Below are 23310 nucleotides of genomic sequence, written 5' to 3' on the forward strand. Positions count from 1 at the left end.
GTCTTTCGGAAAAATTCTAGGGGATGCTGCCACGTAGGGGCTTGAGGTAGCTCAATCTTTTGCGGGATTAATAAGAAGTTCTGATGTTAGCCCTGCAGCAGCTGCACCAGCAATGAACCGTTGTACAGCGCCTCTTTCACCAGCGCCGCGCCGGGCATGGTGCCCTGATTGAAGAACTGCGTGGATTCGACCTTGACCTGCTCGCTGTAGGCCGGCAGCGCCTGCTGGCGAATGCAGGAGGCGATGGCCGGGTGCAGGATCTCCGCCGCGCGGTTGAGCGGCGAGCCCACCAGGATCTTCTGCGGATTGAACAGGTTGACCATGATTGCCAGAATGCGCCCCACGCTGTGCCCAACGCCGAGAATGATGTCCCGCGCCAGCTGATCGCCCGCCAGCGCGGCGTCGCACAGCGATTCGACGGTCAGCGGCGCGCCGTGCAGGCTGGAGCTCATCGAGCCGCTCAGCCGCTGCTGGGCGATCTCCAGCATGTTTTCGATGCTGGCCACGGTTTCGAGACAGCCGTGGTTGCCGCAATAGCAACGTTTGCCGTAAGGATCAACCTGGGTGTGGCCGATCTCCACCACGCTGTGGCTGCCGGCGTGCAGCACATGGCCGCCGGTGATCACCCCGGCGCCGACGTTGTGGTCGATCACCACCTGAATGACGTTCTGGCTGCCGCGCGAGGCGCCGTACAGCGCTTCGGCCATAGTCCAGGCGCTGATGTCGTGCTGCAGGTAAACCGGCAGGCCGGTGCGGGTTTCCAGCGCCGGGCCGAGCGGCATCTCCAGCACGTCGTAAAACGGCATGCGGTGCACCACGCCGGACTGCACGTCGATCATGCCCGGCAACGTGATGGCGATCGCCGTCAGCCGTTCCAGCTTGCTTTGGTGGCGGATAAAGAACTGATCGACTTCGGTCAGGATGCGTTTCAGCAGCGGTTCGGGATGTTCGGCCGCCAGCGGCAGCAGCTCCTCGACCACCAGTTTGCTACTGAGATCGCGCAGCGCCAGCGTGATGCTGCCGCGGCTGATGCGGGCGGACAGGTAGTGCCAGGCCTCGGTATCCAGCACCAGCCCCACCGCCGGGCGGCCCCGGCTGCCGATTTCCTGGTACTCGGTTTCCTTGACCAGATGGGCTTCCAGCAGTTCGCGCACGATCTTGGTGATACTGGCGGGCGCCAGCTGCGCGCGTTTTGACAGTTCGATGCGCGAAATCGGGCCCAGTTGATCGATTAGCCGATAAACCGCCCCCGCATTGGTCTGTTTGATTTGATCGATATGCCCAGGCTGCCCAACCGCAATCACAAACCTGCTCCTACTATTTTTCGCGCTTCTAAATAAAGACTAGGGGTTATGGTGGGGCTTTTGTCATACAGCGTCAACTATTTGATTCGTTATGTGATTTGCTGCACAAATTCCTCGCGATTTCAGCGTGAATTGATTTTTATTTGCCCAAGCTCAACGTCATTTCAGCATCAACGCCATCAGCGCCTGCGCGGCGGCGGTCAGCGGCCGCCGACGGTGGTGCACCAGCCACACTTCGGTGGTGGCATCCGGCTCCGCCAGCGGCAAATAGCGCACTCCGTCCACCCGCACCCGGGCGAAAGAAGCCGGTAAAATCGACACCCCCAACCCGGCGGAAACCAGCCCGATGATGGTCATCGCTTCCCCCACTTCCTGGGTGATATACGGCGTAATGCCGGCCTTGCCGAGCAGCAGCAGAATTTCGTCGTACAGCGCGGTGCCCACTTCGCGCGAAAAGAACACGAACGGCTCCTGCGCCAGATGTTGGAAACGCAGCGCGCCGCCGGGCGTTTCCGCCAGCGGATGCCCTTCCGGCACCACCGCCACCAGCGGTTCGCGCAGCAGCAGCTGATAGTGGAGCGCCTCCGGCAGCCGCGTGTTGCGCATCACCCCCAGATCCAGCTCACCGTTCAACAGCGGTTCGATCTGCTGTTTGGTGTTGATTTCGCGCATTTTGATATGCACCTGCGGAGACTGCTGACGAAAGGCGCGCAGGCTGCGCGACACCACGCCGATAAAGGGCGCGGAAGAGGTAAAGCCGATGGTCATTTCCCCCAGCTCGCCGCGATCCAGACGCGCCGCCTTTTCCGCCGCGCGCCCGACCTGATCGAGGACCTGATAGGCTTCTTTGAGGAACATCTCTCCGGCCTGGGTCAAACTGACGTTGCGGTTGTTGCGCGCCAGCAGCCGCGCGCCGACCATCTCTTCCAGCGCCTGGATTTGCTGGCTGAGCGGCGGCTGGGAGATCCGCAGCCGTTCGGCGGCGCGGCCAAAATGCAGCTCCTCCGCCACGGCGATAAAGTAACGCAGGTGTCTCAATTCGATATTCATATTTAAAACGTCTTAGTTTGAATTATTAATATATTAGACAAAAAATTCGCCGCTCCCTATCATTTTGTTATCTGTAAAGTGTCTGTTTATCTCCCCGAAGTTCGGTAAGGAAACGCTGTGACAACCCCTGTGCGTTCTGCGGCCGCGATGCCGTCGACGCTGGCCGCCAACGATGACGCGGCCGCTGCGCCAAAAGTAAAACGCTCCACCCTCAACAACAAACTCCCCTATATCGAACGCGGCACGCCGCAGTTTATGCGCGTGACGCTGGCGCTGTTTTCCGCCGGGCTGGCGACCTTCGCGCTGCTCTACTGCGTGCAGCCGATCCTGCCGGTGCTGTCGCAAGATTTCGGCGTATCGCCGGCGGAAAGCAGCCTGTCGCTTTCGGTCTCTACCGGCCTGCTGGCGATCGGCCTGATGTTCACCGGGCCGCTGTCCGACGCCATCGGCCGCAAGTCGGTGATGGTGGTGGCGCTGCTGCTGGCGGCGGTCTGCACGCTGATCTGCGCCTTTATGACCAGCTGGCACGGCATCTTGCTGATGCGCGCGCTGATCGGCCTGTCGCTGAGCGGCGTGGCGGCGGTCGGCATGACCTATCTCAGCGAAGAGATCCATCCCAGCTTCGTCGCCTTCTCGATGGGGCTGTACATCAGCGGCAACTCAATCGGCGGCATGAGCGGCCGCCTGGTGACCGGGGTGTTGACCGACTTCTTCTCCTGGCGCGTATCGCTCGGGGTCATCGGCCTGTTCGCCCTCGCCGCCGCCTGCATGTTCTGGCGCATCCTGCCCGCCTCGCGGCATTTTCGCGCCAGCTCGCTGCGCCCGCGCACCCTGCTGATCAACTTCAAGCTGCATTGGCACGATAAGGGCCTGCCGCTGCTGTTCGCGGAAGGTTTCCTGCTGATGGGCAGCTTCGTCACCCTGTTCAACTACATCGGCTATCGCCTGCTGGCGGATCCTTACCACCTGAGCCAGGCGATTGTCGGCCTGCTGTCGGTGGTATACCTCACCGGCTCCTACAGCTCACCCAAGGCCGGCGCGCTCACCTCGCGCTTCGGGCGCGGCCCGGTGCTGCTGGCCTCGATCGTGATTATGCTGATCGGGATTCTGATTACCGCGCTGCCGCAGGTGCCGGCGATCTTTATCGGCATGATGCTGTTCACCGCCGGTTTCTTCGCCGCTCACTCGGTGGCCAGCAGTTGGATCGGCCGCCGCGCGCGCCGCGCCAAAGGCCAGGCGTCGTCGCTGTATCTGTTCTGCTATTACGTTGGATCCAGCGTGGCCGGCACCCTCGGCGGCGTGTTCTGGCACAGCTTCGGCTGGAATGGCGTGGCGGCGTTCATCAGCCTGATGCTGCTGCTGGCGCTGCTGGTGGTGCATTACCTGAAACGCCTGCCGGAAGCGGCCCGTGTCTGAAAAGAAAAAGCCGCGGTGGTTTGCCGCGGCTCGTCATGCCAGTGCCTGAGATTATTGACCGGTTTTCCAGCGGGTGCGCAGGTACTCCACCGCCTGGTCCGTTTGCGGCTCAGTCAGATAACGCTGCCTGAACAGGATGGTTCCTCCCATCCCCGGCAGGCTCTCGTTGAGATCCAGCTGCCTTTTCAGCTCGGGGACGCCGCCGTCGACGGTCCAGGCCGGTTCGCTGGCCGCAGGCGTACCCACTTTATACAGCGCCACCCCGGCATAGAGCCGGACCGGCGTGCCCTTCACCACCTCTGCCCACCAGTTGGCCAGCACGTCGTAGCGGACAATTTCACGATCAAAAGGCCAATACAGCTGCGGTGCGATATAGTCGAGCAGCCCCAGTTTTACCCACTGGCGCGTATCGGCATAGGCCGTATCGTACGATGGCGCCCCGGCCCGCGTCGCCGAGCCGGCAGGATCGTCTGCCTTGTTTCGCCATACGCCCGCCGGGCTGACGCCAAACGCCACCGCGGGCTTCAATGCTTTGACGGTGGCTGAAACCTGTTTTATCAATTGCAGCGTGTTGTCCCTGCGCCAGGCGGCTTTGTCTGCAAATCCTTTCCCGTATGCGCGAAACGTCTTTTCATCATCCAGCGGCGATTGCGGCGTTTCGTAATAGAAATAATCGTCAAACTGAATGCCGTCGACCTCATAGTTTTTGACTATTTCAGCCACCACGCCGGTGATCCAGTTGCGCACGTCGGGCAGACCGGGATCGAGCACGAAGCGCTCGTTGGCGGTACGAATCCAGTCGGGATGCAGCGCATAGACGCTGGCCGGCGGCGACTGCAGCGTATGATTGAGTGCGTCAATCGTTTGTGGGCGGGTATTCATAGAAACCCGATAGGGATTCAGCCAGGCATGCACTTTGATGCCGCGCCGGTGCGCTTCTTGCAGCATAAAGGCCAGCGGATCGTAACCCGGATCCTGGCCCACGGTGCCGGTCAAGACTTCTGACCAGGGCAAGATGTTTGAGCGCCACAGGGCCGTGCCGTCCGGTTTAACCTGAAAATACACCGCGTTAATCCCGGCTTTCATCATTTCGTCCAGCGCGTCCGTCAGCCCCTGTTTCTGCAGGCGAACCCGCTCTTGCGCGGTTTCCGCTTTCAGGGAGGCCGCCGGCGGCCAGTCCAGGCCAATGACCGTGGCCAGCCAGATGCCCCGCATCGGTGTTATCGGCGGTGTCGGTTGCGGGGGCTTCTCCGGTTCGGGCGGCTTGGCGCATCCGCCTACGCCCAGCATGGCGGCCATCAACAGCCATCCGCCTAATTTTGTTGCGCCTGTCGGCATTTTGGTTCTCCTTCCGTGAGTGACGGTTATCCCATTTCATTGCGTGCAGAGCAAGAAACTGCCCGCTTTCTCAACGCTACCAAACTGCCGGCGTCGCCCCGTTCAGACGACGCCGGTGTCCTTATCCCATTACCAGCTCAGCCCCGTTCCGCGCGGGAACGCCACCTTGCCCGTATTGGTTTCCACATCGTAGTCATGCCAGGTGTTGACCGGCAATTTGCCCTGCGGTGTGATGTTGCCCGTCAGCACCTGCGCCAAAGAGACCATCGAAGGGCCACGCCACACGCCGCTGTCATACCCGTAGTAGGAATAGGTGGCGACGGCCGCCTCCACGTCTGCGGCATAGTTCACGATATCGTAAGGGGCGCGCAGTGAGAGGTGAACCCGTTTTTTCCCCTGCTCGGCGGCGTATTTCAACCAGCCCGGATAAGGGCTGCTGTCATTACCCGCCCCGGTTGCGGAGGTAACGACCCCATCCTGTTCAGCCGGCGTAAAGCGGGTTGAGAGGGTTCCGAGCAGGAACACGTCACAGCCGGCAATATGTTCCCTGACCTGGGCGTCGCTCAGCTCCGTTTCCTTCGCGGCAACGACGTTCTGATACCCCTCCTGCGCCATCACGCGCGCAATGCCGTTGGCCTGCTCGCCCCATGGGGTCAGAATAAAGTAGCGCAGCGCCTTGTCCTTTAACGGCAACAGGCTGTGGCGATTGATAACCACGGTAATGGAACGATCGGCGATGCGTTTTTCCAGCTTGTGCGCTGAGGACGCAACGTCGTTGGAACAAGGTTTCTCGCTATGCCCCATCAGGCCATGGCGTAATTTCAGGTGCAAAATTCGCTCGACCGAGGCATCGATATCAACCTCGCTGAGATGCCCCGTTTTCACCCTGTCCGCAAGGTACCGGATCAGATCCGGCAGCAGGCTCGCCTGGGCCGGCGAGGCGATGCTGACAGGCATCAGGGCAATATCCACCCCGGCGGCAAAGACGTTTTCAGCCGCCGCTTGCTGGCTGAAATGCTCGGCAATCGCGCCCATATCCAGCGCATCTGAAATCGTTACGCCCGCATACCCCAATTCATTGCGCAGGATCTGGGTTTGGATTTCATGTGACATGGTGGCCGGCACCGTGATTTTTTCACCGCTGCGGGTATCGATCTGGCGGTTATCCAATGCCGGATACTGAATATGCGCGGTCATCACCATGTCCGGCGCCGCACAGCGATCGATGGCCTGCTTGTAAGGGGCGATATCGATGGCAAAGGCCTCTTCCCGCGTGCGATCGACGCGCGGCAGGCCGGTGTGCGAGTCGGTGGAGGTGCTGCCATGGCCGGGGAAGTGTTTATACGCGGTGATCAGCCCCTCTTGTTTCATGCCCGCCACCATTTTCTCTGCCAGACGAGAAACGGTGTTCTTATCATCGCTGAAGGCGCGGACGTTAATCACCGGGTTGAACGGGTTGGTGTTGACATCCACGACCGGGGCAAAGTTGGTATTGATATGCAACGCGCGCATATCCTGAGCCATCAGCTTGCCCTGTTCAACGGCGAGCTGTTCATCCGCGCCCCCTTCAATCGCCGCCGCCAGCGCCATATTGCCGGGGAATGAGGCATAGTCGCCGCGCGGCAGCCGGAAAACGTTACCGCCTTCGTTATCCGTGCCAATAAACAAACGAATGCCCGCGTGGGTTTTCATCGCGGCATACCAGGCCGTCAACGTGTTGATCTGCTGCTTGTCTTTCAGATTATTGGCGAACAGGATCACCCCACCCACGTGGTTATCGGCGATCAGCTTGCCAATGGCTTCATCGGGGACGGTCATATCCTGATTGCTGCTACCGTTCCGATCCCAGTAGCGAAAATCCAGCATGATTTTTTGCCCGATCTTCTCTTCCAGCGTCATGTTTTTGACTTTCTGTTTAATATCCACAGTGAACCTCCGTTTAAAGCACCCGTTAATGACAGAAGAAAAGATAACCCCAAGGGCTCATAGCGTCCTGCCATTCTGTTTGTTCCAGCGTTTGGACAACGGCGATCGGAAAATGGATTAAACAAAACACAAACAAACAGGAGAAGATCCATCAATGAATCAAAACACTACGCATATCGGGTGTATTACGTGCCCTGGCGTAGCGGCCGCTATGGCGCATTTTCCGCTGGTAAGCCGGGTGGCCGGTGAAGCTGCTTACGGCGCAGGGGCCGATGTTGTCCCCAACCCGTCACTCTTATATAGTATGTTGTAACTAATATAGGAGCGTGCGATGAGCAGATACGATGTGATTGGCCGGATGAACGCCTGCTTTACCGAGCTGGAGCAGGCGCTCGGCGCGCTGCAGCAGCAGATCGCCCCGCTGCGGTTGCTGGCGGCGCGGGTGTTCAGCCTGCCGGAGGTTGAAAAAGGTCAGGAGCATCAGACTATCTCGCATATCGCGGTCGAACAGCATGTGGGGCAAGCGGCGCGCGATCTGGCGCTGGAGCATTATCAGCGGCTGTTCATCCACCATAACCGGGAGAATGTCAGCAGCAAGGCCGCCGTGCGCCTGCCCGGCGTCCTCTGTCTGGCGGTGGAGCAGCCGGAGTATCAGGCGCTGCAAACGCAGCTGGCGCTGATCAACCGCCTGAAGGGCGAACTGGAACAGATTATCACCGTCGATTCCGGCCTGGCGCCGGAGCAGCGTTTCGAGTTCGTGCACACCCATCTGCACGGGCTGATTACCCTCAGCGCCTATCGCACCCTCACCGCCCTGACCAATCCCGACTCCGTGCGCTTCGGCTGGGCCAACAAGCACATCATCAAAAACGTCAAGCGGGACGACATCCTGGCGCAGTTGGAGAAAAGCCAGAAAGCCGGCCGCGCAGTGCCGCCGCACAGCCGTGAACAGTGGGCTGCCCTGGTCAGCCGCGAGATAGACGACGTCAGCCGCCTGCCGCAGCACGCGACGCTGAAAATCAAGCGGCCGGTCAAAGTGCAGCCAATCGCCCGGGTGTGGTATCAGCAGCAGCAAAAACAGGTGCAACACCCCTGCCCGCTGCCGCTGATCGCCCTGTGTCAGGCCGAGAGCGGCGCCACTGTGCCGAAGATTGGCGAGCTGCTCAACTACGACGTCGACGCGGTGAAACACCGCTACAAACCCGACGCCCGACCGCTGCGGCTGCTGGTGCCGCGTCTGCATCTGTATACCGACGACGCTACTCGCTGAGGGCATACACCCGCAGGCGATGGCCGTCCGGATCTCGCGCCACGAAGGTGTAACCGAACTCCATCTCGGTCGGCGTTTGCTCAATCGGCAGCCCGAGTTCGCGCCACTGGTTATAGCGCGTTTCGACCTCTTGCGGATCCTGGCACAAAAAGCCCAGTTCACCGCCGCCGCCGGTCAGGGTCGCCGCAGGTTTTACCCCCTGTTTGGCCCACATCCCCAGCTTGAACCCGTTGTTGAGCACGAACAGGGCGAAGCCGGGGGAAAGCTCTACCGGCGCCTGTCCCAGCAAACGTTGATAAAAGGCGGCGCTGTTCAGCGGGTTGTCGACGTAAAGCAGGGTCATGCTGGGAAGGGTCATCGGTCTGTCCTCTGGGTGATGGGAACCGGCCGGTTCCCGATAGGCACAGACTAAGGGGTGCGACTGACAGTTTATGGCAGCAGCGTGCCGCTATTGCTCCGCAATGCCCTCGCTGAGGCGCCACTCTTTCAGCAGCCGCCGCCGGCCGCGCGGATAGCGCTGTTCCAACGGCGTAGCGGCCTGAATGCGATCGAGGCGAAAATGGCGAAACGCCTGGCGCAGCTCGCACCAGGCGACCAGCATCTGGAATTGTTCGAAAAAGCCCAGCGCAAAGGGCCACAGCTGGCGTTCGCTGCGCTGCCCCGCCAGATCGAGATAGTCGATATGCAGCTTGCGCTCGCGGCGGATGGTGTCACGGATCAGCACTCGCATCTCATCCGCCACCGGCGGCGCCTGAACCGGCGCGATCAACAGCGTGTTGGCCTCCAGCTCCTCCCGCAGCGCCGGCGGCAGCACGTCGGCGATCTTGGCGAGCGCCTGGCCCGCCGCGCTCGCCAGCTGGCTGTCGCCGCGGCGGCTGACCCAGCGCATCCCCAGCACCAGCGCTTCTGTCTCTGCCTGCGAGAACATCAGCGGCGGCAGCATAAATCCGGGACGCAGCACATAGCCGACGCCCGCCTCGCCGACGATCTCCGCCCCCTGCTGCTGCAGCGTAGCGATATCGCGGTACAGCGTGCGCATGCTGATGCCCAGCGTTTGCGCCAGCGCATGGCCCGCCACCGGATAACGGTGGCTGCGCAGCAGCTGCATCAGATCGAGTAAACGTTGTGTGCGCGACATCTTGATTTCTCCATAAAAAAGGGGCTTACCTCAGTAAGCCCCCGGTTGCCTCACAGATCAATCATTTCTGCATGCTGCCGACCATCGCTTCCGGCCGCACCCACTCGTCGAACTGCGCGTCGGTCAGGTAGCCGAGCTTCAGCGCCGCGGCTTTCAGCGTCAGCCCCTCCTTGTGCGCTTTCTTGGCGATTTCCGCCGCCTTGTCGTAGCCGATGTGGGTATTGAGCGCCGTCACCAGCATCAGCGATTCGTTCAGCAGCTGGGTGATGCGATCGCGGTTCGGTTCGATGCCCACCGCGCAGTGCTCGTTGAAGCCCTGCATGCCGTCGGCCAGCAGGCGAATCGACTGCAGGTAGTTGTGGATCACCATCGGGCGGAATACGTTCAGCTCAAAGTTGCCGGAAGCGCCGCCGATGTTCACCGCCACGTCATTGCCCAGCACCTGGGCGCACAGCATGGTCATCGCCTCGCACTGGGTCGGGTTGACCTTGCCCGGCATGATGGAGCTGCCCGGTTCGTTCTCCGGGATCGAAATCTCGCCGATGCCGCAGCGCGGGCCGGACGCCAGCCAGCGCACGTCGTTGGCGATCTTCATCAGCGAAGCCGCCAGCCCTTTCAGCGCGCCATGCCCTTGTACCAGCGCGTCGCAGGTCGCCAGCGCTTCGAACTTGTTCGGAGCGGTGACGAACGGCTGATGGGTCAATTCCGCCAGCGCTTTAGCGACGCGCACCGCGTACTCCGGGTGGGTGTTCAAGCCGGTGCCGACCGCCGTGCCGCCCAGCGCCAGCTCGGCGATGTGCGGGATACTGTCTTCGATGTGCTTCAGGTTGTGCGCCAGCATCGCCGCCCAGCCGGAGATCTCCTGCCCCAGGGTCAGCGGCGTGGCGTCCTGCAGGTGGGTGCGGCCGATTTTGACGATGTCGCGATAGGCTTCGGCCTTGTCGCTCAGCGTCTTGTGCAGCACTTTCAGCTCGGGGATCAGGTGCTCGCGCAGTGCAATCACCGCCGCCACGTGCATCGCGGTGGGAAACACGTCGTTGGAGCTCTGGCTTTTATTGACGTCGTCGTTCGGGTGCACCTTGCGCTCTTCACCGCGCACGCCGCCCAGCAGCTCGCTGGCGCGGTTGGCCAACACTTCATTCATGTTCATGTTGGTCTGGGTGCCGGAACCGGTTTGCCAAATGGACAGCGGAAACTGGTCGGCATGGCTGTCCGCCAGCACTTCGTCGGCGGCGTTGATGATGGCGGCGCCCCGTTCGGCCGGCAGCAGCCCCAGATCCACGTTCACCTGCGCAGCGGCGCGCTTGGTCAACGCCAGCGCGTGGATCAGCGCGGTCGGCATCTTTTCGGAGGAAATGCGGAAATGCGCCAACGAACGCTGGGTCTGCGCGCCCCACAGCTTGTCGGCCGGTACTTCGATGGGGCCCATAGAGTCTTTTTCGATACGAACGCCTGCCATCATTATCTCCTTAGCATAATTCCTAAAATTGTAGGGTTAGGCCGACGCGCTACCCCTCGTCGGCACGCACTCCCAGTATAGTGACATAATAACTATTCGCATTAAGAGAGTTATCTCACAGCACGTTTCATCTCTTTTACCCATTAACGACGCGGTTATTTTCCGCCGGTTAATCCGTGGCGAAATAAACGGCCGGTAATGCGCCCGGAGAATAAAAGCGTGGGTAGCATTAACGCGGATGACGCGAATTAAAATTATTGATGCGCTGTGCCTGTAAATGATTGAGTTCATCGATACGTTGCTGCTGCAGATGATTGATCTCGTCGTAGGCGTCCTGCCGTTCATTATGCCGATAGGCCCCGGTCGCCACCGCGCCGGCGGTGAGTGCCAACGGATGCGCCACGGGCGCGATCGCAGCGGGAGCCGCGACCGGCGCGGGTGCAACGACGATCGGCACCGGCGCAATCACCACGGCACGCGGCGCGGCGTAAGGATAGGTGACAATCACCGCCGCCTGGGCAGCGCCGGTGCAAAGCCCCAACAGCAACAACAGTTTTTTCATGCAACAAACCTCTTGTTTCGTTAAATCGACTCGTTAGCCGTTACGGTAAAGGGGTCTGGCGCGCCGGTTTAAGCTCGGCGTGTGATCGCCCGGCGCTGTGCAAACATAATAATAAGGGAATGGCTCAGACGGTAAAAAATAAATTCAGCCGACATATTTTGACATGCTGGAAAATAAATAATGACGCAGGATAACCGGGCTATCGGCAATAATCCCGCGGTTCCAAAGAATAATCGATCGGCGGGTTTTCCGGGCCACCTTGAGGCCCGCGCGCCAATTGAGGCGCCGATCGTTATCACGCTATACTTTGGCCCCGTTGCCGGGCGCGGCGTTATCCGGCGTTATGTTGATCGCGCCCATGATTTTTCCTGCCGACGCGGGGGTATGATGGTTGTCGGCACAGATTCAATTAACCGTATAAAATCAGTAAATTATTGTCACCCGGTACGACAATGACGCTAAGGATGTTTATCGACATGCAAAAAATGACCAACGCGGTACAAAATTACGCCTGGGGCAGCCACGATGCGCTGACCCGCCTTTACGGCATCGCCAACCCGGATAATCAGCCGATGGCCGAACTGTGGATGGGCGCCCATCCCAAGAGCCCTTCCCGCGTGCCGGGCGACGACGGCGAACTGCGTTCGCTGCGCGATCTGATCGATGAAGACCAGCCAAAACAGCTGGGCGCCGACGTCGCCAGCCGCTTTGGCGAGTTGCCGTTCCTGTTTAAAGTACTCTGCGCCGATCAACCGCTGTCGATTCAGGTCCACCCGAGCAAAGCGGCGGCCGAGATCGGCTTCGCGAAAGAGAACGCCGCCGGCATCCCGCTGAGCGCCGCTGAGCGCAACTATAAAGATCCCAACCACAAGCCCGAACTGGTGTTTGCCCTGACGCCGTTCCTGGCGATGAACGGCTTTCGCGAACTGGCCGATATCGTTTCCCTGCTGCAGCCGATTGCCGGCGCACACCACGACATCGCCGCCTTCCTGCAACAGCCGGACACCGCGCATCTCGCTACCCTGTTCGCCAGCCTGTTGACCATGAGCGGCGAACAAAAGTCGCTGGCGCTCGGCGTGCTGAAAGCCGCGCTCAACAACCAGCAGGGGGAACCCTGGGATACCGTGCGCTTTATCGCCGGTTTCTACCCGGACGACAGCGGCCTGTTCTCACCGCTGCTGCTGAACGTGGTGCAGCTCGCGCCGGGCGAAGCGATGTTCCTGTATGCCGAAACGCCGCACGCTTACCTGAAAGGCGTGGCGCTGGAGGTGATGGCCAACTCGGATAACGTGCTGCGCGCGGGCCTGACGCCGAAATTCATCGACGTGCCTGAGCTGCTGGCTAATCTGCAGTTCCGCCCGCAGCCGGCGTCCGGCCTGCTGACCCAGCCGGAGCAACGTGACAACGCGCTGTTCTTCCCGATCCCGGTGGAGGATTTCGCCTTCTCGCTGCACGATTTGACCGCCGCACCGCAGGCGCTGGCGCAGCGAAGCGCCGCCATCGTATTCTGCGTCACCGGCGAAGCGACGCTGGAAAAATCCGGGCAACGTCTGACGCTCAAACCGGGCGAATCCTGCTTTATCGGGGCTTTCGAATCCCCGGTCAACGTCAGCGGCAGTGGCCGCATCGCCAGGGTTTATAACCAGCTGGCCTAACCGTTGATAAATTTCAGCAAATTGCTTGCTGAAAGCGAGAGCTACCCCCACAATTAAACGCCTGCGGGCGTTGTTTGTCGGCCCCTATTTGCCCCTCCCGCGCAACGGAGGGTGATAAGAAAAAAGGATGAAACAGAGCTATGAAAAAATCGTTAGTCGCTGTCAGCGTCATTGTGGTTCTTGGCGCAGCATGGACCGGGGCATCCTGGTACACCGGGAAACTGATCGAGCAGCACATGGGCGAAGTCGTCGACAACGCCAACGGCCAGCTGAAAGCCTACCTGCCGAAAGCCGGCGTCAAGCTGAGCTATGAAAATTACCAGCGCGGTCTGTTCAGCAGTAAAGTGCGTTATGTGCTGCGTTCCGACGGCACGGATACCAGTGAAAACGCGGCGCTGAAAGCCGGTGAAGAAGTGGCGTTCCTGGAAACTATCGATCACGGCCCGTTCCCCTTCGCCCAGCTGAAAAAATTCAATCTGCTGCCGAGCATGGCGTCGGTGCATACCGAGCTGGAAAATACCCCGGCGGTGAAGGGCCTGTTTGACACCACCAAAGGCAAATCGCTGTTTACCGCCGATTCGCGCATCTCTTACAGCGGGGACACCTCGTCTGCCATCGACATCATCCCGCTGGACTACCAAAAAGATAAGTCTTCACTGAAATTCAGCGGCGCCACTATTAACGCCGACGTGTCCAGCGATCTGAAAAAATTCGTGCTGGACGCCAATAGCGACAATATCGTGTTCGCCAGCCCGAACGAATTCGGTCAAAACGAGCAGATCACCTTCCAGGGCTTCAACCTGAAGGGCAACAGTAACGAGAGCAAGTTCGGCGTGAAGCTCGGCGATCAGACGATGACGCTGAAGCAGTTCAAACTGACGATCGACGGTAAAGATACCGTGGCGCTGGACGGTTTCAACCTGGTGAGCAAGTTCGGCGAACAAGGCAGCAGCAACATCGGCGGCCAGATCGACTACACCATGGACGCGCTCAAGGTGCAGGGCAACGACTTCGGCGCCGGCAAGCTGGCGCTGAAAATCGACAACGTCGACGGCAAAGCGCTGAAAGACTTCGCCGACAGCTACAACCGCCAGACCATGGCGCTGCTGCAACAGGGCGAGAACCTGGATCCGGCCGTGTATGAGCAGCAAAACGCCGAACTGCTGCAAAAGAACCTGCCGCTGCTGCTGAAAGGCAACCCGAGCCTCAGCATCGCACCGCTGAGCTGGAAAAACAGCAAGGGCGAGAGCACCTTCACGCTGGATCTGGCGCTGACCGATCCGAGCAAGGCCGCCTCCCCGGCACCATCGCCGGATCAACTGATCGCGCAGGCGGTTAAAAAACTGGATATCAATCTGACCATTCCGGAAACGATGGCCACCGAAGTGACCGCGAAAACCGCGCTGTTACAGGGTTACAATGAGGAAGACGCGCAGAAACTGGCGCAGCAGCAAGTACAGGGCCTGGCGGCCATGGGCCAGATGTTCAAGCTGACCACCCAGAAAGACGGCGTGATCGCGAGCACATTCCACTATGCCGACAACCAGGTTGACCTCAACGGCAACAAGATGTCGCTGCAGGAGTTCATCGGTCAGTTCGCCATGTTGGGCGCCCCGGCGGAAGACGGTGAACCTGCGCAGGAAGCGGAACCCGCTCCGGCACCGGCGCAGTAATCGCCTGAAAGTCTGATCAAGGGCCCCCGAGGGGCCCTTTTTATTTACCCATTCCCGCTGCGTAAACCGCATCGCGGACCTGCTGCGGATAGCGGCCGCACATGCCTTCAAACGCGGTGTTGGTCAGTATCACCACGCTCAGCTGCGCCTGTGGATCAAAGAACCAGCTGTGGCCGTAAACCCCGCCCCAGGTCAGCGTGCCGGCATGCTGCGGCGTCTGTGCCGCTTCTGCGTCCATCAGCAGCGCCCCGCCAAAACCGAATCCCCAGCCCGGCCCTTGCGTTTGCGCCTGCGCGCCCACGTGCGGGCTGCGCAGCAACGCCACCGTGTCCGGCAGCAAAATGCCCTGCCCGCCGCTGCGTAATGCCTCCACCAGCCGCAGCACATCGTCGGCATCGCCGACCATGCCCGCGCCGCCGGAAGGATAAGCCCCGGCGTTGAGCGCCCGCATCGGTGAAAACAACACCTCGCCCCCCGCCATCTCCTCCGGCAGCGCCACCCGCAGGCCTTCACGCATGCGCTGCGGCCCTTGCGGGGTGTTGTAATACGGCGTCGCCAGGTTCGCGGCGTCCGTCGCATGGAACGCGGTATTGCCGAGCCCCAGCGGCTGCGCCACCCATTCGACAAACAGCTGCGGCAGCGGCATGCCCGTCACCCGTTCCAGCACCGCGCCAAGCACGTCGATCGCCAGCGAATAGTTGAAGCGCTCCCCCGGCGTCGACAGCAACGGCGCCTTCGCCAGCAGCCGCAGGTTTTGCTCCAGCGTCAGCGTCGACAGCTCCACGCCGTCCTGGATCCCCAACTGATGATAAACGCCCGCCGGCGGTTGGTTCAGCCGGTAGTCCAGCCCCGCGGTATGGCTCAGCAAATGACGAATCTTGATCGTCGGGCGCCAGCCGTCGGCGAGCGCCGGGGTAAACCACGGCAGCCAGTCGCTGACCGCGTCGTCCAGGCTCAGCTTGCCCTGCTCTATCAGCCGCAGCGCCGCCAGCGTGGTATAGGGTTTGGAGACCGACGACAGCCGGAACTGCGTTTCTCGCCGCATCGGCCGCTGCGCTTCGCGATCGGCATAGCCGGCCGCCCCGGCGTAGCAAATCTCGCCCTGCCGCGCCACCAGCACTACGCTACCCACGATGCGCCCTTCGGCCATCGCCTGTTGATCGATCGCCGCGATCTGTTCTGTTAACGCCCGTTGTTCTGCCGACATGATTTTCATCTCTCTGATGGAAAGTAAAATCAGTCTAAAACGTTCGCCATAAATTAAAATAAGGCATAATTTAATGAATCATTAAGCACAGGTTATTGATAGATGAGTTCACTCCTGCAGCTGTTGCCCTATTTCGAAGCCGTCGCACGCCTGGGCAACTTTACCCGCGCGGCCAGCCAGCTCGGGGTCACGCCGCCGGCGGTGTCGCAAAACATTCAGGCGCTGGAGAATCAGCTGGGAGTGCGGTTATTTCACCGCACCAGCCGCTCGGTGCGCCTCAGCGACGAGGGCCGGTTGTTCTATCAGAAAGTGTCGCCGGCGATGAGCCAGATCGACGTGGCGGCGGACGACGTGCGCGCCCTGGGCGCACAGCCGGCGGGCCTGCTGCGCATCACGCTGCCGCAGCTGGCCGCCTCGCTGCTGGTGATGCCGCACCTGGCGGAATTTCAACGGCGCTATCCCGAGGTGCAGCTGGAGCTGTTTACCGAAGACCGCTTTTCCGATCTGGTGCTGGGCAGTTTCGATGCCGGCATTCGCATGCACGCCATGCTGCAAAAAGACATGATCGCCGTGCCGATCGACAACGGCCAGCGCCGGGTGCTGGTCGCCTCGCCCGACTATCTGGCGCGCTGCGGCGTTCCGGCCACGCCGGACGATCTGCCTGCTCACCACTGCCTGCGCTACCGTTTCCCCGGCAGCGGCAAACTGGAACCCTGGTATTTTAGCCTGGGCGACGATGAACGCGCGCTGGACGTCAGCGGCAGTTTGATTTTTAACGAAGATCGGCTGATCAAAGATGCCGCGTTGGCGGGCCTGGGTATCGCACAGCGTTTTCAGGGCACGGTGTTGCAGGAGCTGACGCAGGGGCAACTGGTGGAAGTGCTGCCGGGTTACGCCAGCGAAGCGTCGGGGTTTTTCATCTACTTTCCCGCCGGCAGGCATCTGCCGCTCAAGCTGCGTGCCTTTATCGATTTCATGCGCGAGCAACGTGAACGGCAGCATCAATGGTAGGGGCGCCTCGCCGGCGCCCCTGACCGTCAGCGCTTCTCCAGCGCCTGGATGATGTGGTAAGCCGCCTCGACGCGATCGTCGTTCGGGAACCACTTGTTGGCCAGCATCACCACGGCGATATTTTTCGCCGGGATAAATACCGCATAGGTGGAGAAACCACCGGTGGAGCCGGTTTTGTTATACCAGCCGGCACGCAATTCCGGCTGCGGCGGCGTGATGGCGGTGGCCGGCGTGCCGTTCATGATCATCCCGGCATTGTTGCCTTCGATCAAACGCGACAGTTTCACCGGATACGGGTAGTTCTCCCACATCAGATCCTGCGTGAACGCGCCCGCCTTGTAATAACCGACGTGCGTCGCGGCCAGCGCGTCGCGCCACGGCTGCGCCACCTTCACCTGCTGCAGGTTGGCGTCCAGATAGCGAATCAGATCGCGGGCGTTGGACTTGATGCCGTAAGACTCGGCGTCCAGCGGGCCGGGATTGACCCGCACCGGCTTATCGTCCTTGCTGTAACCCTGCGCATAGTTGGCCATCTGCGCCGCCGGCACCTGAACATAGGTGTGGCTCATGCCCAACGCCGGCAGCATCCCTTGTTCCATCGCCTGGATAAACGGCTGGTCGAGGCTCTTGGCGGCGATCATGCCCAGCATGCCGATGCCGAGGTTGGAATAGACGCGGTAGCTGCCCGCCGGGTGCTTCGGCTGCCAGGCCCGGTAGTACGCCATCAGTTGGGCGTTGTCGGTCACGTCGTCCGGCACGAACAGCGGCAGGCCGGAGGTATGCGTCGCCAGATTCAGCAGGCTAACGCCGTCGAAGGCGCTGCCGCGCAGCTCGGGCAGGTAGCGGCTGGCCGGGTCTTTGAACGACAGCTTGCCCTGCTGCTGCGCATAGACCGCCAGCGTCGCGGTGAAGGTTTTGCTCAGCGAGCCTACCTCGAACAGCGTCTGCTCGGTGATCGGTTTGCCGGTCTGCTTCGAGGCGACGCCATACGGGTAAATCTGCTGTTTGCCGTCGACCGACACGGCGATCGCCATGCCCGGCACACCGTATTTTTTCATCAGCGGCTGAATAACGGCGTCGATATCCTGCTGCTGCGCGGCCTGTGCGGTCGGCAGGATCAGTGCGGCGATCAGCGCGGCCGCCAGGCGGTTCATTTTCGTCATGATAGAAGCTCTTAGGTTGCAGGGCATCGGCCGCGGCCAAAAGTTTTTATTGGCGTTATATACGGCGCTTTCCCTGATTGATGATGTCATTCCTTTACGGCTGCCTTGACACTCTGAGCAGCCGCGCCAAATATCGGATTTTGCCGCCGGGTTGACAAGCGATAATAATTTCAGCCAGCATAAAGAAAAACTTATGGCTATCGACAATGCGTAATCGACTTCCCCTCAACGCCCTGCGGGCGTTCGAATCCTCCGCTCGTCACCTGAACTTCACCCGCGCCGGCCTTGAGCTGCGCGTCACCCAGGCCGCCGTCAGCCAGCAGGTGCGCATGCTGGAAGAACAGCTGGGCATTCAGCTGTTCCGCCGCCTGCCGCGCGGGCTGGATCTGACCGAAGAGGGCCAGGCGCTGCTGCCGGTATTGAGCGACGCCTTCGACCGCATCGAAGCGGTGCTGCAGCAGTTCGAAGGCGGGCATTTCCACGAGGTGCTGACGGTGGCAGTGGTCGGCACCTTCGCCGTCGGCTGGCTGATGCCGCGGCTGGCGGCGTTCCGCACGGCGCACCCGTTTATCGATCTGCGGGTGCTGACCCACAACAATCTGGTCAATCTGTCGGCCGACGGTATGGATTTCGCCATCCGCTTCGGCGAAGGGCTCTGGCCCGCCACCTGCAATATCAAGCTGTTCGACGCGCCGCTGACGGTGCTCTGCCCGCCGGCGGTCGCCGCGCGCCTGCGCACGCCGCAGGATCTGCAGTACGAGCAGTTGATGCGCACCTACCGCAAGGATGAATGGGAGCGCTGGTTCGCGGCGGCACAGGTGACGCCGTGGCGGATCAACGGCCCGGTGTTCGACTCGTCGAGGCTGATGGTGGAAGGTGCGATCCAGTGCGACGGCGTGGCGCTGGCGCCGGTCAGCATGTTCCGCCGCGAACTGGCCGCCGGCGCGCTGCAGCGGCCGTTCGCCGCCGAGGCCGCGCTCGGTGCCTATTGGCTGACCCATTTGAAATCGCGGGATCTGACGCCGGCGATGAAAACCTTTATCGGCTGGATCCGCCGGGAGGCGGAAGAGGAACAGCGGCAGGGCTAGGCGGAACCGCGCCGGATCAGCGTCGGCGGCAGAATGACGTTCTGCGCCGGCAGGTCGGCGTCACCGATGCGCTGCAGCAGGCGCGTGGCGGCGCTGCGCCCCACTTCCCGCGCCGAGCTGGAGACGAAGGTCAGCGGTGGCTCGGTCAGTTCGGCCTCCGGCACGTCGCCGAAGCCGATCAGCGCCACCTGCCGCCCGTAGTAGGCGTCTACCCCGTCCGAGCCGATGCTGCGGCCGCTGCGCGCCAGGCCAAAATAGGCGCCGAGCGCCACCGACGCCTTGTGGCAGACGATGGCGGTAATGTTCGGGTAGTGGCGCAGCAGTTGCTCCGCCGCTTCCGCCGCCTGGCGCTGCCGGCAATCGCACTCGACGATCCATTCGCTGCGAAACGGCAGGCCGTACTGTACCAGCGTGGCGCAAAAACCGCCCAGCCGCTCGGCGCGCGTCAATGAGTCGCTCTGGCCGCCGAGATAGGCGATTTGGCTGTGGCCGCGCTTGATCAAAAATTCGGTGGCCAGCTTGGCGGCCTGCATGTTGTCCGGCCGCACCACGTCCACGCCATCGAGACCGCTGGAGCGCGCCACGCAGACCAGCGGTACGCCCTGCTCGGCCGCCTTCTCCTTCAGCCCCGCCGCCGCGCGAATGCCGCCCGCCAGAACGATGCCGTCGACGCCCTGCGCCAGCAGCGCGTCAAACGCCCGCTGCAGGCCCTGGCCGTCGCGCCCGCTCTGCGTCAAAAACAGCAGCTTGTCGTGTGCCTCCAGCGCTTCGCTCAGCCCGGCGGTCATTTCGGCATAGAAGGGTTCGCAGATGTCGCGCAGAATAAGGCCAATCACTCCGGACTCTCCGCCGCGCAGCGTCGCCGCCTGGCGATTACGCACATAGCCCAGCCGCTCTATCGCCTGATTGACCTTCTCGACGGTGGTTGGCGAAATGCGCCCCTTGCCGCTCAACACCAGGGAAACCGTGGTGACCGACACGCCCGCCTGCTGTGCCACATCGGTGATGGTGATCTTTTTGATGCTCATAGTCTCTGCGAACCCGTTCCTGGGCAACCCGCTGTAATGATCAAGGGTATACCGAATCCGTTAGCTCAGTAAAACGTTTTACTGCCTGCCGCATTGTCGCCAAAAACCGGGCGGCAGATTTGTGATTGGCGGCGCATTTTTGCTAGGTAAAACGTTTTATCTTCTTTTTACCTAATCAGAAGTCCCCTTTTTGCTCGTCTTTTCGCCAGGAGAAGTCGGTTATGTCAGCAGCCAACAAACCAAAAATCACCCTCTGGGAGTTCTTCCAGAGCCTGGGCAAAACCTTCATGTTGCCCGTCGCCTTACTCTCTTTCTGCGGCATCATGCTGGGGATCGGCAGCTCGCTGAGCAGCCGCGACGTGATCACCCTGATGCCGTTTATCGGCCACCCGATCTTCCAGCTGATCTTTACCTGGATGAGCAAGGTAGGCTCCTTCGCCTTCAGCTTCCTGCCGGTGATGTTCGCCATCGCCATTCCGCTGGGCATGGCGCGCGAAAACAAGGGCGTCGCCGCCTTCTCCGGCTTCGTCGGCTTCGCCGTGCTGAATTTGGGCACCAATTTCTACCTGACCGCCGCCGGCGTGCTGCCCACCGGCGATCCGCTGGTGCTGAAAGCCAACAATATCCAGAACATTCTCGGCATTCAGTCGATCGATACCGGCATCCTCGGCGCAGTGATCGTCGGCATCATCGTCTATCGCCTGCATGAACGTTTCCACACTATCCGCCTGCCGGACGCGCTGGCGTTCTTCGGCGGCACGCGCTTCGTGCCGATCGTCACCACCGTGGTGCTGGGCCTGTGCGGCCTGGTGATCCCGCTGATCTGGCCGTGGTTCGCCGCCGGCATCACCGGGCTGGGCTGGGTGATCAACAGCGCCGGCGCCTTTGGCCCGATGCTGTTCGGCACCGGCGAACGCTTGCTGCTGCCGTTTGGCCTGCAGCACATTCTGGTGGCGCTGATCCGCTTTACCGAGGCGGGCGGCACGATGGAGGTGTGCGGCCACAGCGTCAGCGGCGCCCTGACCATCTTCCAGGCGCAGCTCTCCTGCCCGACCACCACCGGCTTCGCCGAGAGCGCCACCCGCTTCCTGTCGCAGGGTAAAATGCCGGCGTTCCTCGGCGGGCTGCCGGGCGCGGCGCTGGCGATGTACCACTGCGCCAAACCGGAAAACCGCCATAAAATCAAAGGGCTGTTGATTTCCGGCGTGGTGGCCTGCGTGGTCGGCGGCACCACCGAGCCGATCGAGTTCCTGTTCCTGTTCGTCGCGCCGTTCCTCTACCTGATCCACGCGCTGCTCACCGGGTTGGGCTTTACCGTGATGGCGCTGCTGGGCGTGACCATCGGCAATACCGACGGCAATATCATCGACTTCGTGGTGTTCGGCATTCTGCACGGCACCGCCACCAAGTGGTATCTGGTGCCGGTGGTGGCCGCCGTCTGGTTTGTCGGCTATTACGCCATTTTCCGCTTCGCCATCCAGCGCTTTAACATCAAAACGCCGGGCCGCGAAAGCGACAGCGCCGTCAGCCAGAGCGCGCCGGCCGGCGCGGTGGGCAAATCCGGCTACAACGTGCCGGCGATTTTGGCGGCGCTCGGCGGCCCGGACAACGTCATCACGCTGGACAACTGCATCACCCGCCTGCGCCTGTCGGTCAACGACATGAGCCGGGTGGACGACGCGGCGCTGAAGGCCAACCGCGCCATCGGCGTGGTGCATCTCAACGACCATAATTTGCAGGTGGTGATCGGCCCGCAGGTGCAATCGGTGAAGGATGAATTAGACTCACTGATAGCCACGGCGCAACCTGCCGCGGCGCTGCAGGGAGCCACCCATGTTTGATTTCTCCACCCCGATCGACCGCCACGGCACCTGGTGCACCCAGTGGGACTATATCGCCGATCGTTTCGGCAGCGCCGATCTGCTGCCGTTCACCATCTCCGATATGGATTTCGCCACCGCGCCGTGCATTCTCGAGGCGCTGCAACAGCGCCTGCAGCACGGCGTGCTGGGCTACAGCCGCTGGCAGCATGAGGATTTTCTCGGCGCGCTGCGCCACTGGTACCAGCAACGTTTCAACACCGCCATCGACACCGCAACGGCGGTGTACGGCCCTTCCGTTATCTACATGGCGGCGCAGCTGATCCGCCAATGGTCCGTGCCGGGCGACTATGTGGTGACCCATACCCCGGCCTACGACGCCTTCTACAAGGTGATCCTCGCCAACCAACGCCAGCTGTTGGCCTGCCCGCTGCAAAAAGCCGGCGACGACTGGCGCTGCGACATGGCGCACCTTGAGGCGTTGCTGGCGCGGCCGCAAACCAAGATCCTGCTGCTGTGCAGCCCGCATAATCCCACCGGCAAGGTGTGGCGCCGCGACGAGCTGCAGCAGATGGCCGAACTGTGCGAGCGCCACGACGTGCGCGTCATCAGCGATGAGATCCACATGGACATGGTCTGGGGGGAACGCCGCCATACGCCGTGGAGCCAGGTGGCGACCGGCGCCTGGGCCCTGCTGACCTCTGGCTCCAAGAGTTTCAATATCCCGGCGCTGACCGGCGCCTACGGCTTCATCAGCGACGACGCCAGCCGCGAAGCCTACTTCCAGCAGCTCAAAGCCCGCGACGGCCTCTCCTCGCCGGCGGTGCTGGCGGTGGCCGCGCACGTGGCCGCCTACCGCCACGGCGAACCCTGGTTGGATTCCCTGCGCGACTATCTGCAGGATAATCTGACCTACGTCGCCGAGCGGCTGGAGCAGGCGTTTCCCGCGCTGGGCTGGCGCCCGCCGCAGGCCACCTACCTGGCCTGGATCGATCTGCGGCCGCTGGCCGTAGACGATCGGGCGCTGCAGCAGGTGCTGATCGAGCGTGAAAAGGTGGCGATCATGCCGGGCTTTACTTACGGCGAGGAAGGCCGCGGGTTCCTGCGCCTCAACGTCGGCTGCCCGCGCAGCAAGCTGGAGGCCGGCATGGACAAGCTGATCGCCGGATTGAGGTTGGTGCTGGGCGACCAATAGCGCGAGG

At 61.6% G+C, this 23310-nt stretch carries 19 protein-coding genes; 8 read left to right on the forward strand and 11 right to left on the reverse strand.

Annotated elements, in window-relative coordinates; translation table 11 throughout:
• Positions 1-86: 86 nt before the first annotated feature.
• Positions 87-1304 carry a sugar metabolism global transcriptional regulator Mlc gene (gene mlc / locus ACUTSC_RS03435; protein WP_445653083.1) on the reverse strand — a complete coding sequence of 406 codons (1218 nt, stop codon included), beginning with the start codon at positions 1302-1304 and terminating at the stop codon, positions 87-89.
• A gap of 159 nt (positions 1305-1463) precedes the next feature.
• Entirely contained in the window at positions 1464-2354 is an 891-nt protein-coding gene (locus ACUTSC_RS03440; protein ID WP_047727629.1) for a LysR family transcriptional regulator, read from the reverse strand.
• 147 nt (positions 2355-2501) lie between these two features.
• On the opposite strand from ACUTSC_RS03440, the gene ACUTSC_RS03445 reads away from it, so the two are divergent.
• Positions 2502-3770: an MFS transporter gene (locus ACUTSC_RS03445; protein ID WP_445653181.1), complete on the forward strand. Its 1269-nt coding sequence runs from the start codon at positions 2502-2504 to the stop codon at positions 3768-3770.
• Between the two features lie 51 nt (positions 3771-3821).
• Here ACUTSC_RS03445 and ACUTSC_RS03450 read toward each other — a convergent pair whose 3' ends face one another.
• A complete protein-coding gene (locus ACUTSC_RS03450; protein ID WP_445653084.1) occupies positions 3822-5108 on the reverse strand; it encodes a glycoside hydrolase family 10 protein in 1287 nt (428 codons plus the stop codon).
• A gap of 129 nt (positions 5109-5237) precedes the next feature.
• A complete protein-coding gene (locus ACUTSC_RS03455; protein WP_445653085.1) occupies positions 5238-7034 on the reverse strand; it encodes a glycoside hydrolase family 3 N-terminal domain-containing protein in 1797 nt (598 codons plus the stop codon).
• Positions 7035-7365: 331 nt separating this feature from the next.
• On the opposite strand from ACUTSC_RS03455, the gene tus reads away from it, so the two are divergent.
• Positions 7366-8304: a DNA replication terminus site-binding protein gene (gene tus, locus ACUTSC_RS03460; RefSeq protein WP_445653086.1), complete on the forward strand. Its 939-nt coding sequence runs from the start codon at positions 7366-7368 to the stop codon at positions 8302-8304.
• Here the strand turns inward: tus and ACUTSC_RS03465 are convergent.
• The 4 genes from ACUTSC_RS03465 to ACUTSC_RS03480 form a co-directional block, all read right to left on the reverse strand.
• Positions 8294-8662 carry a VOC family protein gene (locus ACUTSC_RS03465; RefSeq protein WP_445653087.1) on the reverse strand — a complete coding sequence of 123 codons (369 nt, stop codon included), beginning with the start codon at positions 8660-8662 and terminating at the stop codon, positions 8294-8296. The genes tus and ACUTSC_RS03465 overlap by 11 nt on opposite strands.
• A gap of 90 nt (positions 8663-8752) precedes the next feature.
• Complete coding sequence (locus ACUTSC_RS03470) at positions 8753-9442, reverse strand: helix-turn-helix transcriptional regulator (protein WP_445653088.1); 690 nt, start codon at positions 9440-9442, stop codon at positions 8753-8755.
• Between the two features lie 61 nt (positions 9443-9503).
• Positions 9504-10901: a class II fumarate hydratase gene (gene fumC, locus ACUTSC_RS03475; protein WP_060419115.1), complete on the reverse strand. Its 1398-nt coding sequence runs from the start codon at positions 10899-10901 to the stop codon at positions 9504-9506.
• 229 nt (positions 10902-11130) lie between these two features.
• On the reverse strand, positions 11131-11463 hold the full coding sequence (locus ACUTSC_RS03480; protein ID WP_197767782.1) for a hypothetical protein: 333 nt from the start codon (positions 11461-11463) through the stop codon (positions 11131-11133).
• A 476-nt stretch (positions 11464-11939) separates the two neighbouring features.
• Here ACUTSC_RS03480 and manA point away from each other — a divergent pair, with 476 nt between their 5' ends.
• On the forward strand, positions 11940-13118 hold the full coding sequence (manA, locus tag ACUTSC_RS03485; protein ID WP_197767781.1) for a mannose-6-phosphate isomerase: 1179 nt from the start codon (positions 11940-11942) through the stop codon (positions 13116-13118).
• A gap of 140 nt (positions 13119-13258) precedes the next feature.
• On the forward strand, positions 13259-14791 hold the full coding sequence (locus tag ACUTSC_RS03490; RefSeq protein WP_445653089.1) for a YdgA family protein: 1533 nt from the start codon (positions 13259-13261) through the stop codon (positions 14789-14791).
• Positions 14792-14831: 40 nt separating this feature from the next.
• Here the strand turns inward: ACUTSC_RS03490 and ACUTSC_RS03495 are convergent, their stop codons facing one another.
• The gene (locus ACUTSC_RS03495; protein WP_445653090.1) at positions 14832-15998 is read right to left on the reverse strand and encodes a serine hydrolase domain-containing protein; all 1167 of its coding nucleotides are present in this window, start codon (positions 15996-15998) and stop codon (positions 14832-14834) included.
• Positions 15999-16100: 102 nt separating this feature from the next.
• Here ACUTSC_RS03495 and ACUTSC_RS03500 point away from each other — a divergent pair, with 102 nt between their 5' ends.
• Positions 16101-17009 (forward strand): LysR family transcriptional regulator, encoded by a 909-nt coding sequence (locus tag ACUTSC_RS03500; RefSeq protein ID WP_445653091.1) that lies wholly within the window; start codon positions 16101-16103, stop codon positions 17007-17009.
• A gap of 26 nt (positions 17010-17035) precedes the next feature.
• On the opposite strand, the gene blaSRT is transcribed toward ACUTSC_RS03500, so the two are convergent.
• On the reverse strand, positions 17036-18172 hold the full coding sequence (blaSRT, locus tag ACUTSC_RS03505) for an SRT/SST family class C beta-lactamase (protein ID WP_197767777.1): 1137 nt from the start codon (positions 18170-18172) through the stop codon (positions 17036-17038).
• Between the two features lie 206 nt (positions 18173-18378).
• Here blaSRT and ACUTSC_RS03510 point away from each other — a divergent pair, with 206 nt between their 5' ends.
• The gene (locus ACUTSC_RS03510; protein WP_193169234.1) at positions 18379-19260 is read left to right on the forward strand and encodes a LysR family transcriptional regulator; all 882 of its coding nucleotides are present in this window, start codon (positions 18379-18381) and stop codon (positions 19258-19260) included.
• On the opposite strand, the gene ACUTSC_RS03515 is transcribed toward ACUTSC_RS03510, so the two are convergent.
• A complete protein-coding gene (locus ACUTSC_RS03515) occupies positions 19257-20288 on the reverse strand; it encodes a Mal regulon transcriptional regulator MalI (protein WP_197767776.1) in 1032 nt (343 codons plus the stop codon). The genes ACUTSC_RS03510 and ACUTSC_RS03515 overlap by 4 nt on opposite strands.
• A 221-nt stretch (positions 20289-20509) precedes the next feature.
• On the opposite strand from ACUTSC_RS03515, the gene malX reads away from it, so the two are divergent.
• Together malX and ACUTSC_RS03525 are read left to right on the forward strand one after the other, a co-directional pair.
• A complete protein-coding gene (malX, locus tag ACUTSC_RS03520; protein ID WP_197767775.1) occupies positions 20510-22129 on the forward strand; it encodes a maltose/glucose-specific PTS transporter subunit IIBC in 1620 nt (539 codons plus the stop codon).
• Positions 22122-23303: a PatB family C-S lyase gene (locus ACUTSC_RS03525; protein ID WP_197773999.1), complete on the forward strand. Its 1182-nt coding sequence runs from the start codon at positions 22122-22124 to the stop codon at positions 23301-23303. The genes malX and ACUTSC_RS03525 overlap by 8 nt, the downstream gene beginning before the upstream one ends.
• The last annotated feature ends 7 nt before the right edge of the window (positions 23304-23310 follow it).

This window comes from Serratia sp. TSA_105.2 (assembly GCF_052692115.1).

What these genes read in the sequence shown, in the direction of transcription:
- ACUTSC_RS03440 (WP_047727629.1), bottom strand. Translation starts at nt 2,354, where the DNA reads ATGAATATCGAATTGAGACACCTGCGTTACTTTATCGCCGTGGCGGAG.
- ACUTSC_RS03445 (WP_445653181.1), top strand. Translation starts at nt 2,502, where the DNA reads ATGCCGTCGACGCTGGCCGCCAACGATGACGCGGCCGCTGCGCCAAAA.
- ACUTSC_RS03450 (WP_445653084.1), bottom strand. Translation starts at nt 5,108, where the DNA reads ATGCCGACAGGCGCAACAAAATTAGGCGGATGGCTGTTGATGGCCGCC.
- tus (WP_445653086.1), top strand. Translation starts at nt 7,366, where the DNA reads ATGAGCAGATACGATGTGATTGGCCGGATGAACGCCTGCTTTACCGAG.
- ACUTSC_RS03465 (WP_445653087.1), bottom strand. Translation starts at nt 8,662, where the DNA reads ATGACCCTTCCCAGCATGACCCTGCTTTACGTCGACAACCCGCTGAAC.
- ACUTSC_RS03470 (WP_445653088.1), bottom strand. Translation starts at nt 9,442, where the DNA reads ATGTCGCGCACACAACGTTTACTCGATCTGATGCAGCTGCTGCGCAGC.
- fumC (WP_060419115.1), bottom strand. Translation starts at nt 10,901, where the DNA reads ATGGCAGGCGTTCGTATCGAAAAAGACTCTATGGGCCCCATCGAAGTA.
- ACUTSC_RS03480 (WP_197767782.1), bottom strand. Translation starts at nt 11,463, where the DNA reads ATGAAAAAACTGTTGTTGCTGTTGGGGCTTTGCACCGGCGCTGCCCAG.
- manA (WP_197767781.1), top strand. Translation starts at nt 11,940, where the DNA reads ATGCAAAAAATGACCAACGCGGTACAAAATTACGCCTGGGGCAGCCAC.
- ACUTSC_RS03490 (WP_445653089.1), top strand. Translation starts at nt 13,259, where the DNA reads ATGAAAAAATCGTTAGTCGCTGTCAGCGTCATTGTGGTTCTTGGCGCA.
- ACUTSC_RS03495 (WP_445653090.1), bottom strand. Translation starts at nt 15,998, where the DNA reads ATGTCGGCAGAACAACGGGCGTTAACAGAACAGATCGCGGCGATCGAT.
- ACUTSC_RS03500 (WP_445653091.1), top strand. Translation starts at nt 16,101, where the DNA reads ATGAGTTCACTCCTGCAGCTGTTGCCCTATTTCGAAGCCGTCGCACGC.
- blaSRT (WP_197767777.1), bottom strand. Translation starts at nt 18,172, where the DNA reads ATGACGAAAATGAACCGCCTGGCGGCCGCGCTGATCGCCGCACTGATC.
- ACUTSC_RS03510 (WP_193169234.1), top strand. Translation starts at nt 18,379, where the DNA reads ATGCGTAATCGACTTCCCCTCAACGCCCTGCGGGCGTTCGAATCCTCC.
- ACUTSC_RS03515 (WP_197767776.1), bottom strand. Translation starts at nt 20,288, where the DNA reads ATGAGCATCAAAAAGATCACCATCACCGATGTGGCACAGCAGGCGGGC.
- malX (WP_197767775.1), top strand. Translation starts at nt 20,510, where the DNA reads ATGTCAGCAGCCAACAAACCAAAAATCACCCTCTGGGAGTTCTTCCAG.
- ACUTSC_RS03525 (WP_197773999.1), top strand. Translation starts at nt 22,122, where the DNA reads ATGTTTGATTTCTCCACCCCGATCGACCGCCACGGCACCTGGTGCACC.